Here is a 15,413-nt window from a genome sequence, read left to right on the forward strand (position 1 = left end):
CATCGCTGCTGGGCCCGCCGGAACAATCCGCATACTGTCTGCCACCTGTGATAGACAGAATGGGAATCCGTAGCGGGCCCTCTTGCATTAACCGATTGCATTAACCGGGCCCGCCGTCCGCGAGCCCGAAGGGAACCACTCCATGGTCCACGCAGTCAAAGGCGTCGTCGTCCGATCCAAGGGCGCACCCGCAACCCTCGAAACCATCCTTGTTCCCGAGCCCGGCCCGGGCGAAGCCCTGGTCGACATCCTCACCAGCGGCGTTTGCCACACCGACCTCCACTACAAGCTCGGAGGCATCAGCGACGACTTCCCGTTCCTGCTGGGCCACGAAGCAACCGGCGTCGTCAGCGCTGTTGGACCTGACGTCACTGACGTCGCTCCCGGCGACCGCGTTGTCCTGAACTGGCGCGCCGTCTGCGGCAACTGCCGCGCCTGTAACCGCGGCCAGGCACAGTACTGTTTCAACACCCACAACGCCACCCAAAAGATGACCCTCGAAGACGGCACCGAACTCTCGCCCGCGCTGGGCATCGGGGCCTTCATCGAAAAGACCCTGGTAGCTGCCGGGCAGTGCACCAAAGTAGACCCCGACGCCGATGCCGCCGCTGTGGGGCTGCTCGGCTGCGGCGTCATGGCAGGCCTGGGCGCCGCACTGAACACTGGTGGCGTCAAGCGCGGCGACTCGGTCGCCGTCATCGGCTGCGGCGGCGTAGGCGTGGCAGCCATCGCGGGCGCGGCACTCGCCGGTGCCACCACCATCATCGCCGTGGACATCGACGCCAAGAAGCTCGAGCGGGCCAAGGACCTCGGCGCAACCCATACAGTGGATTCCTCTGCCGGCGACCCCGTGGAAGCCATCCGGGAACTCACCGGTGGCTTCGGCGCAGATGTGGTGATTGACGCCGTCGGACGTCCCGAAACGTACAAGCAGGCCTTCTACGCGCGCGACCTCGCAGGCACCGTTGTCCTGGTGGGCGTCCCCACGCCCGAGATGACCCTGGAACTTCCCCTGCTGGACGTATTCGGCCGCGGTGGCTCACTCAAGTCTTCCTGGTACGGCGACTGCCTGCCCTCCCGGGACTTCCCCATGCTGGTAGACCTCTACAAGCAAGGAAAACTGGACCTCGACGCCTTCGTCACCGAGCGCATCACCATCAACCAGGTGGAAGAGGCCTTCGACAAGATGCACCACGGCGCAGTGCTGCGATCGGTGGTGGAACTGTGAGCCCGGACAACCTCACCATCAGCAACGTCGTCACCTCCGGGACGTTCTCCCTGGACGGTGGCACCTGGGATGTGGACAACAACGTCTGGATCATCGGGAACGACTCCGAGTGCATCGTCATCGACCCCGCCCACAACCCGGCCGCGATCATGGACGCCCTGGAGGGCCGGACGGTCAAAGCCATCCTGCTCACTCATGGCCACGACGACCACATCCGTTATGCAGGCGAATTCCGCGAGCTCGCCAAAGCACCTGTATACCTCCACAAGGACGACTGGATGCTTTGGCACGACGTCTTCCCCGGAGTTGATCCGGAGAACTCCATCGCGGACGGGGACACCTTCGACGTCGCCGGCGCAACCCTGGAAGCGATCCACACTCCCGGCCACTCGCCCGGCTCGGTGTCATTCCACCTCCCCAGCGAAGCCACGCTCTTCAGCGGAGACACCCTCTTCCAGGGCGGACCCGGCGCAACAGGACGCTCCTACAGCGATTTCCCCACCATCATCGAATCCATCAGGACCAAACTCCTGACACTGCCGGAGGAGACCGTGGTCCGGACAGGGCACGGAGACTCCACCACCATCGGCGCGGAGAAGCCGCAGCTCGAAGAATGGATAGCACGCGGCCACTAGGCCCAGCTCGGCCCGCAGGTACTAGATCAAGCGCAACATAGAGGCAGACGGCAGTCCACACTGCCGTCTGCCTCGCAGTACACGCGTCTTTTTGGTTCAGTTTTCCAGGCCCTCCGGCCCCGTTTATGCGAGGCCGCGCGGGCTGGTTCCGAACGGCTCAACGGAGTGGGGCCGACCCGCCTACGAGAGTCCGGAAGTCGCCGTCGACCACCTCTGCATATCCTCGGTAGGCCTCCACCACCGCCGCCTCCACGGTGGCCACATCCAGATGCGGCAACAAGTCGTTGGCAGCCCCGGCGGTCGCGGGATCCCACTCCAGGCCCAGTGCTGCGTAACTTGCCGTCAGGACATCACGGATGGGTTGGGAGTTCTCCACCACGATCACCGAACTGAACAACCAACCCCCGGACACTACCCGCTGGGCAGTGCCGATGAGCTTGATCCGGTGGGCAGGAAAATCGGGATCTTCACCGTGGACACTGAACTCGCCGGGGCAGTACTCCCCCGGGATTTCCCCGACGGCGGCATGGACGCCAACACTGCGCAGCGCACCAGCCAGCAACTCGCCGAACTCCGAAAAGCGCGCCTTTGCCCTGACTATTGCGTCCGGGTGCGGCTCGATGTGGTCGATCACCAGGGTGCCTTGATGATAGGCGGCAGCCCGGCCTCCGGCCTTGCGCACGAGCGGCTCGAATCCAAGCCGCCTGCACGCCTCCCCGGCAGCGGCAAATCCCGGCAGGTTCGCGTCCCGCTGGCCAAATGCCACCGTTGGCTGCGGACGGTACAGGCGAAGGGAGGGACCCAGTTGGCCGCCGCGGGCCCGCTGCAGAAGTTCCAAGGCGAAGTCGAGATCCCCGGCGGCGCCGAATGAGTCCTCCTGCCGATACACCGTGAGCTGTTTTGGCGCTTCGGCAGCCACAGGCATCAGCTCTTCCTCAAGGTCAGGATCTGCTCGGCCCTGCCGAATGGTCCGTGGATGTCATGAAGCACAGTGGAGGTCAAACCGATTCCGTCGCCACCGAAGGACACCTTGTTGTCCAGTCCCAGCCATTCACCGGACGGCGCGCGGTACATGTGGATCTGCAGGTCGACATTCGGGAAGATGTAGCTGTTTTCGCCAGGCGGGACACGGGCAGCGATACCGTTGGCGGTATCAATGAGGCCAGTCAACCGGGCAAGGTCAGCGCTGTCTGCGTGCTGCGTAAGGGGGTGCGACGTCCGGATCCATATTCTTCCCGATCCTGGGCGGTGCCCCTCGGCGATGCGCATCTCCAAGGACCGGATGTATCCGCCGGGCCAAACGCTGGCACCGTCCCACGGCTTGCATTCGTCCGGCGCGGGCATGGACTCGTCCTCCACGGCGGCCACGGCGCTGGTGTCGCTGGTGATCATGCGCCAGGCGGAAGCACGGATGGCTACCCTTCCGCCCGCGGAGAGTTCAGCCTGTATGAGCTCTATGGTTCTTCCCGGCCTCAACGTCGAGGTGCTGATCTGGAATTCCCCACCAGGAATGAGCCCGAGGATTTCATAGCTGATCCGCGCCATACGGACATCGTCCCTGGGTTCATGCCGCAACAGGGCGTCTGCGAGGATGCCCGATGCCGGCGCCATATGTTGTTCGTGCGGATTCCAGGCCCCTTGGGCGTGGATCGTGGAGCGGAAACGGCCCTCACCCAACGATTCGTAGTAGAAGTCGCCGTCCGCCAGTTCCGGTAATGCAGTAGTCAACCCGAGCCTTTCGCCGATCCAGCAGTAGAACTCAGACCACTGTATCCGCTGATCTGGCCGCTGCCCGACGCCTACGGATCACAACAAACCAGACCACAATAGCTGCCAGCACAGCTACACCCAGCACGGCTCCAATCGGTGAGGCTGCCGCGACAGCAAGCCACGCCTCCAGCGCCGCGAGCCCGATCGTCGCATAAAGCAGTGCCCAGATGGCCGAGCCAACCATCGCGGCAGGCAAATAGCGGCGCAAGGGCATGCGGGCCGCACCCGCCGCCAGGTTGATGGCCGTCTGGAGGCCGATCGTCAGGAAGGAAAGCACGACGGCGTACGGTCCCCAGCGCTGGATCAGAGCCTGGGCGCGGGCTGCTTTGGGTCGTTCAAGCGAACTGCCGAAGCGGGTGTGGGCGAACCCGACGACTGCTCCCCGGCCAATCCAGTACGTGACATTGACACGGATCATGACAATGGCGAAAAGCGCCGCCAGTGCGACGCCGAATGGCAAACTCATGATCTGGTCCACTCGACTTAGGCTACCCTAAGCCGCGCCCAGACAAAGACTCGCTCCCGGCAAGGTCAGCAGGTGAACCCTAGGATGGGTTCATGGATCTCCGCGAGGCTGCCCAGGAGCTGTACGCCGTGCTGCCGCGCGACTTCACCTCCGAACGGACAGCCCGGGTACGCAAAGCCAAAGACGCCGGACACAAAGACCTCGCGCAGGAGATCAGCCGCCTTCCCAAGCCGGCCGCCGGCGCCTGGGCCATCAACATGCTGTCAGTCCATAGACCCGAGGTGATTGACGGCGTCGTGCGTTTCGGTTTGTCCCTCCGGACCGCGCAGGAGGAAGGCGATTCTGAGGCCTTCCGGGAGCTCAGCCAGCAGCGCCAGGGGAATTTGACGTCGGCCGTTCATGCCGCCAAAGACCTTGCCGCCGAGCTCGGGGCGCCGCTTAGTGCCGCGGCGGCAGCAGATGTTGAACAAACCCTGAGGGCTGCAATGGCCGATGCCGGGGCCGCGGGTGCCGTAGCTACCGGCCGGCTGGTGCGGGGCCTCAGCGGGAGCGGCTTCGAGTCGGTCGACCTGACGGATGCCATTGCGGCGGCAGGTCCGGACGATGCCGTTGGTACCGACCAACGCCCCGCCTCTGAAAGGGCGTCCAAGCCCGTAAAGCCGAAAGCATCCTCTCCCAAGGAGCCAGCGCCTACCAAAGAGCCAGCACCTGCCAAGGGCAAGGACCCGAAGGACCAAGCCACTTCCTTGGCCGATCGCCGGGCCGCGAAGCGGCAGGCCGCGTTGAAGGAAGCCCAGGACGAGTTCAAGACCGCAGACGAAGAGGCGCGGAACGCCGAAGAGGAAGTTTCCAGGGCATGGGACGCCGTTAAGGAACTTGCAGACAGGCGATCCAGTGTCCAGGCCGGAATCGAAGACGTCAAAAAGCAGCTCGCCTCCCTGGAGGCTGAGCTGATGGGACTTACCCGCGACACGGAAGCCGCGGAATCGGACAAGAAGCTCGCCGTCAGGGCTGCCACCCAGCTCCGGCGCACCGCTGACCAAGCCCAGCGGCGCGTCGATCGCCTGCGTTAGTCCTTCTTCTTGCCCACCGTCTTTTGCAGGTGATGCGTCGCCGGTCCCTCCAGGTATTTGCCCTCCGGCGTGAACCGGGAACCGTGCAAGGGACAGTCCCACGACTTCTCGGCGTCGTTCCAGCTCAGCAAGCCCCCGAGGTGGGCACAACTCGCCGAAACCATGCACACCTTGCCGTCAACAGTAGACACAGCCGCTGGCTCACCCTTGTAAAGCCCGACGACGCCGCTCCCCTCCGGCGGGCGGGTTTCGTCCGTGATTTCAGGATTGTTCCGGACTTTGGCTTTGTCCTCAACCATGCGCTTTGCGACGCTCGCGTTGAGCTGGACCGCCCGGAGCGCCCCCTGCGGAGACGTGACCCGGTGATGGATGACCTTCGACCAATCGGACTGACCACCCAGAATGTCCGAAGTTATGGACAGCGCCGCGGCCACTCCATTGCTCATGCCCCATTTGTTGTAACCGGTGCCGAAGAAGATCCGGCCGTGGCCGCGGGGCATCTTGCCAAAGAACGGCATCAAGTTGGTCGGCTGGTAGTCCTGGGCCGACCACGTGTGCGTGACTTCAGCGCCAGGGTAATGCTGCCTTGCCCATCCAAGCAGGTCATCAAGATGCTGCTTGGGGGAACTGGCCCTGCCGCCGGTGTGCCCGTACCCGCCTACAAGCAGCAGCTCCCCCTCAGGGGTTGGCTGTGTCCGCTGGGAGCGGGTGGGGGCGTCAATGGACAGGTACATGCCCAGCGGGATGGGTGCTCCTTGTTGCGGTCGAAGGGCAGCCGCGTAGGAACGGTTGGGTTCGAGCTTGGCGAAGTAGAGGCCCCGATCCAGGATTGGCGTCCCCGTTGCCACCACCACCGTGTCGGCTGTGAAAGCACCTTTCCGGGTGGCTACTTCGACAGGGAGGTCCGAGCCGACGTTCTGCACCTGCACGCCCTCCACAACCAGGCCTCCGTGTTCACGGATGTCCCGGGCAAGGGTGTCCAGCACTTCCATCGGGTGGATCTGCGCCTGGTCCTCCAATTCCAGTGCCTCCACCACGGGGAACGGCAGCCCCGGATCACGGCTGAAGTGGACATCCAAACCGGCGTCGCGCGATACCGCAGCTTCCTTGCGGAGCCGCTGGCCGCCGTCGTCGCTGGTTGCGAAGGTAACCGCTGTCCGGCGCTGGAAGGGGACGCCCTGCTGCTCCATGTATTGCATAAGCCAGGCTTGTCCCGTTCTGTTTGCTTCGACATACGCCTGAACCACTTTGAGGGAGTACTGGCCGCGGAGGGCCGACAACGCACCGCCCTGCAGGAGGCTGAGCTTTCCGGTGGTGTTGCCTGTTGTCACCGCGCCAAGTGTCCTTGCTTCGAACACCACCACCCTCTGGCCGGACCGGGACAACAGCAGCGCTGTCACCATTCCGGTGAGGCCGGCTCCTACGACTATCGTGTCGAAGTGTTTTTCGTCGGGAACTGGATCGGATGTGAAGGCGGAATCTCGGTCCAACCACAGGGATTTCATCGAACAACCTGCCTCTCAATTCACGAAAATTGGCATCGGGCATGCGTTGATGGAAACGGTAGGCCGGTCAACGGCGCTTATCAAGGGCCTATGGCGCGATCACCAAGGCAGCTGCGCGGCGCAATTCCGGGTCCGGATCTGTTGCCCAACGATCAAGGACCCGGTCGGCGCGGTCCTTGACGACGCCCTCCAGCCGGGCAAGCATCGGCTTCACCACATCCGTGGCGAGTGGATCCACCAACTCATGGGTTCCCACCTGCCTCAAGAAGCCCTCAATGCGCGTGAGGTCAGTGTTAACGAGCAGTCCCACCTTGGTTTGCAGCAGAACAACCGCCGCCAGCCGCCGTTCGAAGACCGGCTCAGCCCACAACTCTGAACTCAGGGCAGTGATCTCGTCGTGGCCGAGGTTCCTGTACTTGTTCAAGGCGTCGCGGATCGTTCCCCGGACAGCACCGACTGACGCGCCATAGACTTTCATGCTCTCGCCAAGACGTTCACTGGCTTCAGCAGCTTTCTCCCACGACGACTCACGCTGCAGCGTGTAGTCCACGAATTCACCGGCTTCGCTCACGTGCCTATTTTGTCAGTCCCTGACCATAGCGTTGTTGCCAACAGCACATGACAGGAGAGATATGCAGCCGTCCCAACAGCTCTCGACCGAGGCAACGTTTCCGGGCGTACCGGCTGCCTCATCGATGCCCGACTGGTATCCGGCACTGCTCACCATCGTCGCCAAGGAAGTCCAGGTGGGCCGTACGCGTGCCATGGCGGCTGCCAACAGCGAGGTCCTGAACTCGTATTGGAGCATAGGCCGTCAGCTTGCCGAGCGGGAATCGGAGCAAGGTTGGGGTGCGAAAGTGGTCACGCGCTTGTCCACGGATATCCGAGCACGGTTCCCCGAGGCAAAGGGCTTCTCCCCCAGGAACTTGCGCTATATGAAGAGTTTCGCGCAGGCCTGGCCCGACTTTCCAATGTTGCAAGCGCCGCTTGCAACATTGCCCTGGTACCACCAGATCGCCCTGCTTGAAAAGCTCGACGACGCCGCCACGCGCCTCTGGTACGCAGCGGCGGCTGCCCAGCATGGCTGGTCGCGCAACCTGCTGGTGCATCAAATCTCTACCCGTCTCCACGAGAGGTCAGGGCAAGCCATCACCAATTTCAAGGCCACTATGGTCCCGGCCGACTCGGATTTGGCACAGCAGGCCACCAAGGACCCCTATGTCTTTGACTTTCTATCCATGAGCGATCGTCACACCGAACGGGACCTGGAGTTGCAGTTGGTCAAACACGTTGAGAAATTCCTGTTGGAACTGGGTCAGGGATTCGCTTTCGTTGGCGAGCAGGTCCGGCTTGAAATTGCAGGTGATGAGTTCTTTGCGGACTTGCTCTTCTATCATCTGAAGCTGCGCTGCTACATGGTGATCGAACTGAAAGCCGTAAAGTTCGAGCCCGGATTCCTGGGCCAGCTGGGTATGTACATGGCGGCCGTCGACGACCTCATGGCACACCCCGACGACAAGCCCACCATCGGCTTGCTGCTGTGCAAAGAGAAGAACAGCGTGGTCGCTGAGTATGCCCTGCGGGGATTCCATGCACCTGTAGGCATCGCAGAGTGGCGGACTTCCGTCGCGGATTCCCTGCCTGATGAGTTGGTGGCTAGCCTTCCGAGTATCGAGACCTTGGAGGCCGAGCTGGCCAGCGAGGCGGCACGGCTAGGGTAAGTTTCCAACCGCAGTGAGTGGCTCGATCCCCAAACGGCGAGCCCTTGGAGGTCCCGTCATGAGACCAAGAACGAGGTGTTGGCTGCCAAGGGCGGGCACGCATCATCTGAGCGCCCGCCCCCTGGCCTACGCTCGTTCTGCCGAGAACCGGTGTTGTGTCGAGTCGAACTCGAGAACACGCATGCTCAACCTCTCGCCAGGTGCGCCAGCAACGCCCTTGGCGAGGCCCGGCACATCGGCGTACTCCACGAGAACACCGAACGGCAATGACTTCGTCACGGTCACCGTGACCACGTCACCGGCCGCCAGAAACTGATCGTCCATTTCATCCACCCCCTTTCCCTGTATCGGGCGAAGGAGAACAAGCGGATCAAGGGGCGGTCGGGTAAGCCTTCCAATTTGTGCCGCGCATCGCGTCCAGCACCATCCCGATCTTCACAACCCAAAGTTTAGCGCGGCGCGTCCCGACCTCGGGATCAGATGGACTCGTCATATTTGGCTGGCTGAGCCCAGGGGTCCCGGGCCCACGGCCACTTTCGGCGCCCCTTCGGGGATCTCTAATAATATCCGGGCCTGCTGGCAGAGTAAGAACATGGGACACAAGCCGGAGAGACGAGTGGGTGCAGGACCCAGTGCTGCCGTGCTGCCTGCTCTTCCGGCCAGTACCGTGTCCGCGGCTGTAGCGGCCGATCTCAGTCCATCCCCTGCAAGTCCCGGCACCATAAGCAGAGACCTGATTAACCAACTCCGGGTGCTGGAAGACATGAAGTCGGCCATTTCGGGGTTGCAAGCCAAGATCACGGTCGCCTTCGATCTTGCCCAGCGTGCTGAGCGGGCCGAGGCCGGAGTGCCGGTCTCGGAACGCGGCAAGGGTGTAGGAGCGCAGGTGGCGCTTGCCCGGCGGGAATCCCCGAACCGTGGCTCCCGGCTCCTGGGTTTGGCCAAGGCCTTGGTCAAAGAGATGCCGCACACGATGGCCGCTGTGGACGCAGGGCTGTTGAATGAGTGGCGGGCTACGCTGATCGTTAAAGAGACAGCGTGCTTGTCCGTCGAAGACCGGGCGGCTGTGGACGAAGAACTCGCACCCGATACCGGAAGTTTCGACGGCGCCGGAGACAAGGCGATCGTCGCCGCCACGAAAGCAGCCGCCTATCGGCGTGATCCGCGTTCGGTGACCCAACGGGCTGCACATGCCGCGAACGAGAGGACCGTGAGTCTCCGCCCCGCACCGGACACCATGACCATCCTGACCGCTTTGCTTCCGGTGGCCCAAGGCGTCGCTGCCAACGCGGCGCTCACCCGTGCCGCTGACGCAGCCCGGTCCCGTCCCGGAGGTGAGGAACGTGGCCGAGGCCAGGTCATGGCCGACACTCTGGTTGAGCGGATCACGGGTTCTTCTGCCGGTTATTCAGGAATAGACCTGCAGCTGGTGATGACCGACCGCACCCTCCTCGCTGGTGACTCCGAACCGGCGCGACTGACCGGCTATGGAATTGTCCCCGCTGAGTGGGCCAGAAGGCTTGTGTCCACAACGAAGGCTAACGGCGATCCCGGCAGTGACTTCAACATTTGGCTACGTCGCCTCTACACCGCCCCTGCAACCGGAGAGCTGCTCGCCACGGACTCGCGGGCTCGTTTCTTCCCGCCGGGTATGCGCCGGCTCATGGAAGCGCGCGACAACCTGTGCCGGACCCCATATTGCGACGCGCCGATCCGCCATACGGACCACGTCATCCCTTGGCGCCACGGCGGACCTACTTCCTTGGACAACGGCGCCGGGCTCTGTGAAGCCTGCAACCACACCAAAGAGCACCCCGGCTGGAGCAGCAGAACAGTCCCCGGCGACGTCCATACAGTGGAGCTCAGGACGCCAACGGGGCATAGCTACCGCTCACAAGCTCCTCCTCTGCCTGGGCACCATAGTGTCGCGGCAAGTGGCACCTGAGCCGGCTACTCCCCTACAGGAAAAGCAACTCCTTCACCCACCACGCGGAGGCAGAGTTCCGTGCCCGGTTTGGTGATCGAAGCATTCCAGTGCCGGATGGTGATGATCTCGCCGCCGCCCGGATAACGGTGGCCTTTCCCCTGCCCCGCACCGTCCAGCGCTGTGTACGCACCAAGCTTGATTCGGACAGTCGTTTCCGGCCCAAAGTAGTCGGTATCGACTACTACGCCGCGGATTGGTCCATCCGGTGCGATGCGGATCTGTTCCGGGCGCAGCATGAGCTGTACTTTGCCTTGGGCGGGTGGGCGCCGAACGGCAATCCCTCCCAGGGAGCACGTCGCCAGGGAACCCTCCATCCAGGCATCGAGAATCACAGCTTCTCCCAGGAATTCGGCCGTCGCCCGGTCCGCAGGACGGGTGTAGACCACAAAGGGGTTGCCGATCTGCGCAAGTTTCCCACCGCGCATAATGGCTACCTGATCCGCGAAGGACAACGCTTCAGCCTGGTCGTGGGTGACCAGTATGGTCGTCACCCCGGCGGCGTTCAGGACCTTTGCCACGGCCCGGCGGGTGGCCACCCGCAGGCCTGCGTCCAGAGCAGAGAATGGCTCGTCCAGGAGCATTAATTCCGGCTCCCGAGCCAGTGCGCGGGCCAAGGCCACACGCTGCTGCTGGCCGCCAGAAAGCTGGTGCGGGCGTCGCTTCGCCATGGCGGGGTCCAAGGAAACCATGTCCAACAGTTCCTCAACGCGGGCTCTTATGGCCCGGCGACCGCCGTCGAGCTTGCCGGCATCCAACCCGAAAGCGACGTTCTGTCCGACAGTCAGGTGCGGGAACAGTGCTCCGTCCTGTGCGACGTAACCGACGTGGCGCTTGTGGGCAGGGACCTGGACCCCGTCGCCCGCCACAGGAGTGCCGTTCAGGCTGATGGACCCGGTATTCGGGTGTTCGAAGCCTGCGATGAGCCGGAGCAAGGTGGTCTTTCCGGAGCCTGATGGGCCGACGATGGCGGTGGTCCCGCCACGGGCCACCGAGAGGTTCACTCCTTTGAGGACAGCCTGGGAGCCGAAGTTCTTGGTGACTTCGGAAATGTCCAGGTGGGAGTTCGTGGTCGGAGCCACGGAGGGGGCCACCCGGGGCGACGGGAGTCGGGAAGGGGCTTGTTCTGTCACTGTCCGGCTACTTTCTTGGACTGTTGGAAAAGCAGGTAAGTCATGGGTGCCGAGAGCAGGATCATCAGCAAGGCATAGGGAGCTGCCCCGGTGTAGTCGATTTCGCTGCTCTTGCTCCAGAATTCCGTGGCCAGGGTTCGCGTGCCATTCGGCGCAAGAAGCAGAGTGGCCGTCAATTCATTGACAATGGCAAGGAACACGAGTGCGGCTCCCCCGGCAGCGGCCGGGGCGGTCAGCCGCAATGTCACCCTGAAGAAGGACACCAACGGGGCCTTGCCCAAGGATTGCGCAGCTTCGTCGAGTTCCTTCGGGGCCTGGGCCAGGCCTGAGCGGATATTGACCAGCGCCCGGGGAAGGAACAGCAACACATAGGCGGCGATCAGGACTCCGGCAGTCTGGTAAACGCCTGGCACCACCCGGATGCTGACGGTAACAAAAGCCAGGCCAACTACAATTCCGGGCAGGGAACTCGTGACGTAATTGGAAAGTTCAAGCAGCTTGCTGAACCAGCTCGGGTGCCTGACGGCCAGATAGGCCATGGGGAAAGCAACCACAGTGGTAACAGCCGCGCCCACCGCCCCGTACAGCAGGGTCTGGAGCAGTGCCGGCAGGAATTCCTCAGCGGCCCAGATGTCGGCGCCGCCGGCGATCACCCATTTGAGGACAAACCAAAGTGGCAGGCCGAAAGCCAAGGCCGAGAGTGACAGAAGGCCGAGCTGTGCCGGCACTTGGTACGCGCCCAGTGGCAACTGCGTGGTCTTGCCCTGGGCTCCCGATCCGATACGGGCGTACCGCGCCGTACCGCGGCTTTTGACCTCGGCGAGGAGCAGGAAAAGGCAGAGCACCACCAAAACGCTGGCCAACATGTTGCCGGCGGTTCCATTGAACGTCGACTGGAACTGGACCATGATCGCCGTCGTAAAGGTATCAAAACGGATCATGGCGAACGCGCCGTATTCAGCCAGGAGGTGCAGGCCTACGAGCAAGGCTCCGCCGGTCATGGCGATGCGAAGTTGCGGCAAGACCACCCTGAAGAACACGGCCCACGGACCCAGTCCAAGAGAGGCAGCGGACTGCTCGATGGCGGGGTCCAGGCGGCCGAGGGTGGCGGCGGCCGGTATGTAGACCAGCGGGAAGTACGAAAGGGTCGCTATCAGCACCCCGGACCAGAGGCCCTCCAGCGACGGAACGGCCGAAACCCACGAATAGCTGTTGACGAAGGCCGGGATAGCCAACGGCGCTGCCAGCGCAACAGCCCACCATCGCCGCCCGCGCAGTGTGGTGCGTTCCACCAGCCAAGCACCACCCACGCCGAACAGCAGGCAGAGCGGAATGGTGACCACTGTCAGCAGAACAGTATTGAGCAGCAGCTCACCAACGCGCGGACGAAGGATGAGTTCGACGGCGGTCTCCCAGCCGGTCGTGATGGTCATGTAGACCACGTAACCCAACGGAAGGAGCGAGAACAGGGCGATCAACACTGCCAGGAGGGACACTGTGGAAACGCCGAAAGGCGGGCGAGGGCGCTTGCCCCTGCCCGCCGTCGTCATGCTTTCCGTTCCTTGCGGTCGGGAAGCCGATAGGTCAGTAGTCACAGAACTAGAGGAGTCCTGCCTTGGTCATCAGCTCGGTGACCTTGGCGGAGTTCAGCTTGGCCGGGTCCACGGTGGGAGCCTGCAGGTCCTTGATGGGGACGAGCTTGGCGTTGGCATCAACCTGGGAGGCGATCGCGTACTCGAAGGACGTACCGTTCTTCAGGACTTCCTGGCCCTGCTTGCCGGTGATGAACTTCAGGAATGCCTGGGCCGCCGCAGCGTTCTTGGCCGACTTGAGGACACCGCCGCCGGAGACGGAGAGGAATGCTCCCGGGTCCTGGTTCTTGAAGAAGTACGGCGTGACGTTCTTGGAGTTCTCGCCAGTCTTGGCCTGGTCGCCGTAGTAGTAGTAGTGGTAGATCAGGGCGGCGTCGACTTCACCGGCGTTGACTGCCTTCATGGCCGTGCTGTTGCCCTTGTAAGCCTTGAAGTTATCCTTCATGCCCTTGAGCCATTCCTCGGTTGCCGCTTCACCCTTGAGTTCAAGGAGCGCTGCAACGATTGCCTGGAAATCGGCGCCGGAGGGCGAAGCGGCCCACTTGCCCTTCCACTCCGGCTTGGCCAGGTCCAGCATGGACTTGGGCAACTGGTCGTCGCTGATCTTGTTCTTGTCGTACACCAGGACGGTGGAGCGGGCGGCGATGCCGGTCCACTTCCCGGTGGAGGGACGGAATTCTGCGGGCACCTGGTCCAGGGTTGCCTTGTCCACGTCAGCGAAAAGTCCTGCGTTCTCTACCTGCGCCATTGCGGGAGAGTTCTCGGTCAGGAACACGTCTGCCGGGGAGGCCTGGCCTTCCTGGACGATCTGGTTGGACAGTTCGGTGTCCGAGCCCTGACGGATGGTGACCTTGACGCCGGTCTCCTTGGTGAAGGCGTCAACCCATTCCTTGGTCAGGGTGTCGTGTTGGGCGTTGTACACCGTGATTTCACCGGAGACCGCGCCTCCGGATGCAGAACCGGACGCAACGGGGGCACTGCCTGCGTTGGAGCCGCAGGCGCTGAGGCCAAGTGCTGCGGTTGCCGCAAGGGCGATTCCGGCCAACGCTTTCTTGGGGATGTTCATGGGGACTTCTTTCTGCGAACAAAAACTCTTGGGGGACCTTCGTCCGTGCAGGCCTGGGTGTTGGGAAGGCTTGCTCATGTAAGAGTAGGTAAGGCTTGCCTATGCGCAAAGCTGAACAGACCAATAGTGACAAGGATCACGATAATTACGCAATTCTTGCGTGACGTATTAGCACGGCGTAGGCGAACCCCCAAGAGGACTTAAGCCAAAAAAGCCCGGGGTTGGCTGCATTTTGCAACCAACCCCGGGCCCAACAGCGAACTAGAACTCCCAGTCCTCATCCTCCGTGTTGACAGCCTTGCCAATCACGTAGGAGGAGCCCGATCCGGAGAAGAAGTCGTGGTTCTCGTCGGCGTTCGGGGACAGGGCGGAGAGGATGGCCGGGTTCACGTCGGTGACGGAAGCCGGGAACATGGCCTCGTAGCCGAGGTTCATGAGGGCCTTGTTGGCGTTGTAGTGCAGGAACTTCTTGACGTCCTCGGCCAGGCCGACGCCGTCATAGAGGTCGTGCGTGTACTGGACTTCGTTTTCGTACAGCTCGAAGAGGAGTTCGAACGTGTAGTCCTTGATCTCCTGCTTGCGGGCCTCGGAAACCTTCTCCAGGCCCTTCTGGAACTTGTAGCCGATGTAGTAGCCATGCACGGCCTCGTCGCGGATGATGAGGCGGATGAGGTCAGCCGTGTTCGTGAGCTTGGCGCGCGAAGACCAGTACATGGGCAGGTAGAAGCCCGAGTAGAACAGGAAGCTCTCCAACAGCGTGGAAGCAACCTTGCGCTTCAGGGGGTCGTCGCCCTGGTAATAGTCCATGACGATCTGCGCCTTCTTCTGCAGGTTCTCGTTCTCGAGCGACCAGCGGAAAGCGTCGTCAATCTCCTTGGTGGAGCACAGTGTGGAGAAGATGGACGAGTAGGACTTCGCGTGCACCGACTCCATGAAGGCGATGTTGGTGTACACAGCTTCTTCGTGCGGGGTGATCGCATCCGGTATCAGCGAAACGGCGCCGACCGTGCCCTGGATGGTGTCCAGCAGGGTGAGGCCGGTGAAAACGCGCATGGTGAGCTGCTGCTCTTCCGGCGTCAGCGTGTGCCACGACTGGACGTCGTTGGACAGCGGCACCTTCTCCGGAAGCCAGAAGTTGTTGACCAGCCGGTTCCAGACTTCCACGTCCTTGTCGTCCTGGATCTTGTTCCAGTTGATGGCCTCGACGTGTGTCAGCAGCTTGACCTTTTCGGTCATTTCA

Annotated in this window: 15 protein-coding genes; 5 read left to right on the plus strand and 10 right to left on the minus strand. The window is 62.7% G+C overall.

The window, feature by feature from the left end:
- Positions 1-142 precede the first annotated feature (142 nt).
- Positions 143-1,228, plus strand: coding sequence for an S-(hydroxymethyl)mycothiol dehydrogenase (locus AB0N72_RS03415; RefSeq protein WP_363931771.1), 1,086 nt, complete (start codon positions 143-145; stop codon positions 1,226-1,228).
- A complete protein-coding gene (locus AB0N72_RS03420) occupies positions 1,225-1,863 on the plus strand; it encodes an MBL fold metallo-hydrolase (protein WP_363931770.1) in 639 nt (212 codons plus the stop codon). Before AB0N72_RS03415 ends, AB0N72_RS03420 begins: the two co-directional genes overlap by 4 nt.
- Before the next feature lie 157 nt (positions 1,864-2,020).
- Here AB0N72_RS03420 and AB0N72_RS03425 read toward each other — a convergent pair whose 3' ends face one another.
- The 3 genes from AB0N72_RS03425 to AB0N72_RS03435 are packed head-to-tail and all read right to left on the minus strand — an operon-like array spanning position 2,021 to position 4,111.
- On the minus strand, positions 2,021-2,788 hold the full coding sequence (locus AB0N72_RS03425; RefSeq protein WP_363931769.1) for a lipoate--protein ligase family protein: 768 nt from the start codon (positions 2,786-2,788) through the stop codon (positions 2,021-2,023).
- A complete protein-coding gene (locus tag AB0N72_RS03430) occupies positions 2,788-3,591 on the minus strand; it encodes a thioesterase family protein (protein ID WP_363931768.1) in 804 nt (267 codons plus the stop codon). Before AB0N72_RS03430 ends, AB0N72_RS03425 begins: the two co-directional genes overlap by 1 nt.
- A 31-nt stretch (positions 3,592-3,622) precedes the next feature.
- The gene (locus tag AB0N72_RS03435; protein ID WP_363931767.1) at positions 3,623-4,111 is read right to left on the minus strand and encodes a VTT domain-containing protein; all 489 of its coding nucleotides are present in this window, start codon (positions 4,109-4,111) and stop codon (positions 3,623-3,625) included.
- Positions 4,112-4,191: 80 nt separating this feature from the next.
- Between AB0N72_RS03435 and AB0N72_RS03440 the strand changes: the two genes are divergently transcribed.
- A complete protein-coding gene (locus AB0N72_RS03440; protein WP_363931765.1) occupies positions 4,192-5,172 on the plus strand; it encodes a hypothetical protein in 981 nt (326 codons plus the stop codon).
- Here the strand turns inward: AB0N72_RS03440 and AB0N72_RS03445 are convergent.
- Together AB0N72_RS03445 and AB0N72_RS03450 are read right to left on the minus strand one after the other, a co-directional pair.
- A complete protein-coding gene (locus AB0N72_RS03445; RefSeq protein WP_363931764.1) occupies positions 5,169-6,677 on the minus strand; it encodes an FAD-dependent oxidoreductase in 1,509 nt (502 codons plus the stop codon). The genes AB0N72_RS03440 and AB0N72_RS03445 overlap by 4 nt on opposite strands.
- A gap of 88 nt (positions 6,678-6,765) precedes the next feature.
- The gene (locus AB0N72_RS03450) at positions 6,766-7,248 is read right to left on the minus strand and encodes a DNA alkylation repair protein (protein ID WP_363931763.1); all 483 of its coding nucleotides are present in this window, start codon (positions 7,246-7,248) and stop codon (positions 6,766-6,768) included.
- Positions 7,249-7,309: 61 nt separating this feature from the next.
- On the opposite strand from AB0N72_RS03450, the gene AB0N72_RS03455 reads away from it, so the two are divergent.
- Positions 7,310-8,398 (plus strand): PDDEXK nuclease domain-containing protein, encoded by a 1,089-nt coding sequence (locus AB0N72_RS03455; protein ID WP_363931762.1) that lies wholly within the window; start codon positions 7,310-7,312, stop codon positions 8,396-8,398.
- A 126-nt stretch (positions 8,399-8,524) separates the two neighbouring features.
- On the opposite strand, the gene AB0N72_RS03460 is transcribed toward AB0N72_RS03455, so the two are convergent.
- Positions 8,525-8,722 (minus strand): hypothetical protein, encoded by a 198-nt coding sequence (locus AB0N72_RS03460; protein ID WP_363931761.1) that lies wholly within the window; start codon positions 8,720-8,722, stop codon positions 8,525-8,527.
- 268 nt (positions 8,723-8,990) lie between these two features.
- Here AB0N72_RS03460 and AB0N72_RS03465 point away from each other — a divergent pair, with 268 nt between their 5' ends.
- Complete coding sequence (locus AB0N72_RS03465; protein ID WP_363931760.1) at positions 8,991-10,343, plus strand: HNH endonuclease signature motif containing protein; 1,353 nt, start codon at positions 8,991-8,993, stop codon at positions 10,341-10,343.
- Positions 10,344-10,348: 5 nt separating this feature from the next.
- Here AB0N72_RS03465 and AB0N72_RS03470 read toward each other — a convergent pair whose 3' ends face one another.
- The 4 genes from AB0N72_RS03470 to nrdF all read right to left on the minus strand — a co-directional run bounded on the left by AB0N72_RS03470 (position 10,349) and on the right by nrdF (position 15,409).
- Positions 10,349-11,515 (minus strand): ABC transporter ATP-binding protein, encoded by a 1,167-nt coding sequence (locus AB0N72_RS03470; RefSeq protein WP_363931759.1) that lies wholly within the window; start codon positions 11,513-11,515, stop codon positions 10,349-10,351.
- Complete coding sequence (locus AB0N72_RS03475; protein ID WP_363931758.1) at positions 11,512-13,065, minus strand: iron ABC transporter permease; 1,554 nt, start codon at positions 13,063-13,065, stop codon at positions 11,512-11,514. The genes AB0N72_RS03470 and AB0N72_RS03475 overlap by 4 nt, the downstream gene beginning before the upstream one ends.
- A 49-nt stretch (positions 13,066-13,114) precedes the next feature.
- Complete coding sequence (locus tag AB0N72_RS03480) at positions 13,115-14,173, minus strand: iron ABC transporter substrate-binding protein (protein ID WP_363931757.1); 1,059 nt, start codon at positions 14,171-14,173, stop codon at positions 13,115-13,117.
- Positions 14,174-14,434: 261 nt separating this feature from the next.
- Positions 14,435-15,409 carry a class 1b ribonucleoside-diphosphate reductase subunit beta gene (gene nrdF, locus AB0N72_RS03485; RefSeq protein ID WP_166840537.1) on the minus strand — a complete coding sequence of 325 codons (975 nt, stop codon included), beginning with the start codon at positions 15,407-15,409 and terminating at the stop codon, positions 14,435-14,437.
- Between the last annotated feature and the right edge of the window lie 4 nt (positions 15,410-15,413).

This window comes from Paenarthrobacter sp. NPDC089307 (assembly GCF_040685055.1).
GTDB lineage: Bacteria > Actinomycetota > Actinomycetes > Actinomycetales > Micrococcaceae > Arthrobacter.

Coding starts and splice junctions, on each gene's coding strand:
- AB0N72_RS03415 (WP_363931771.1), top strand. CDS start 143: ATGGTCCACGCAGTCAAAGGCGTCGTCGTCCGATCCAAGGGCGCACCC.
- AB0N72_RS03425 (WP_363931769.1), bottom strand. CDS start 2,788: ATGCCTGTGGCTGCCGAAGCGCCAAAACAGCTCACGGTGTATCGGCAG.
- AB0N72_RS03440 (WP_363931765.1), top strand. CDS start 4,192: ATGGATCTCCGCGAGGCTGCCCAGGAGCTGTACGCCGTGCTGCCGCGC.
- AB0N72_RS03445 (WP_363931764.1), bottom strand. CDS start 6,677: ATGAAATCCCTGTGGTTGGACCGAGATTCCGCCTTCACATCCGATCCA.
- AB0N72_RS03455 (WP_363931762.1), top strand. CDS start 7,310: ATGCAGCCGTCCCAACAGCTCTCGACCGAGGCAACGTTTCCGGGCGTA.
- AB0N72_RS03460 (WP_363931761.1), bottom strand. CDS start 8,722: ATGGACGATCAGTTTCTGGCGGCCGGTGACGTGGTCACGGTGACCGTG.
- AB0N72_RS03465 (WP_363931760.1), top strand. CDS start 8,991: ATGGGACACAAGCCGGAGAGACGAGTGGGTGCAGGACCCAGTGCTGCC.
- AB0N72_RS03475 (WP_363931758.1), bottom strand. CDS start 13,065: ATGACGACGGCGGGCAGGGGCAAGCGCCCTCGCCCGCCTTTCGGCGTT.
- AB0N72_RS03480 (WP_363931757.1), bottom strand. CDS start 14,173: ATGAACATCCCCAAGAAAGCGTTGGCCGGAATCGCCCTTGCGGCAACC.
- nrdF (WP_166840537.1), bottom strand. CDS start 15,409: ATGACCGAAAAGGTCAAGCTGCTGACACACGTCGAGGCCATCAACTGG.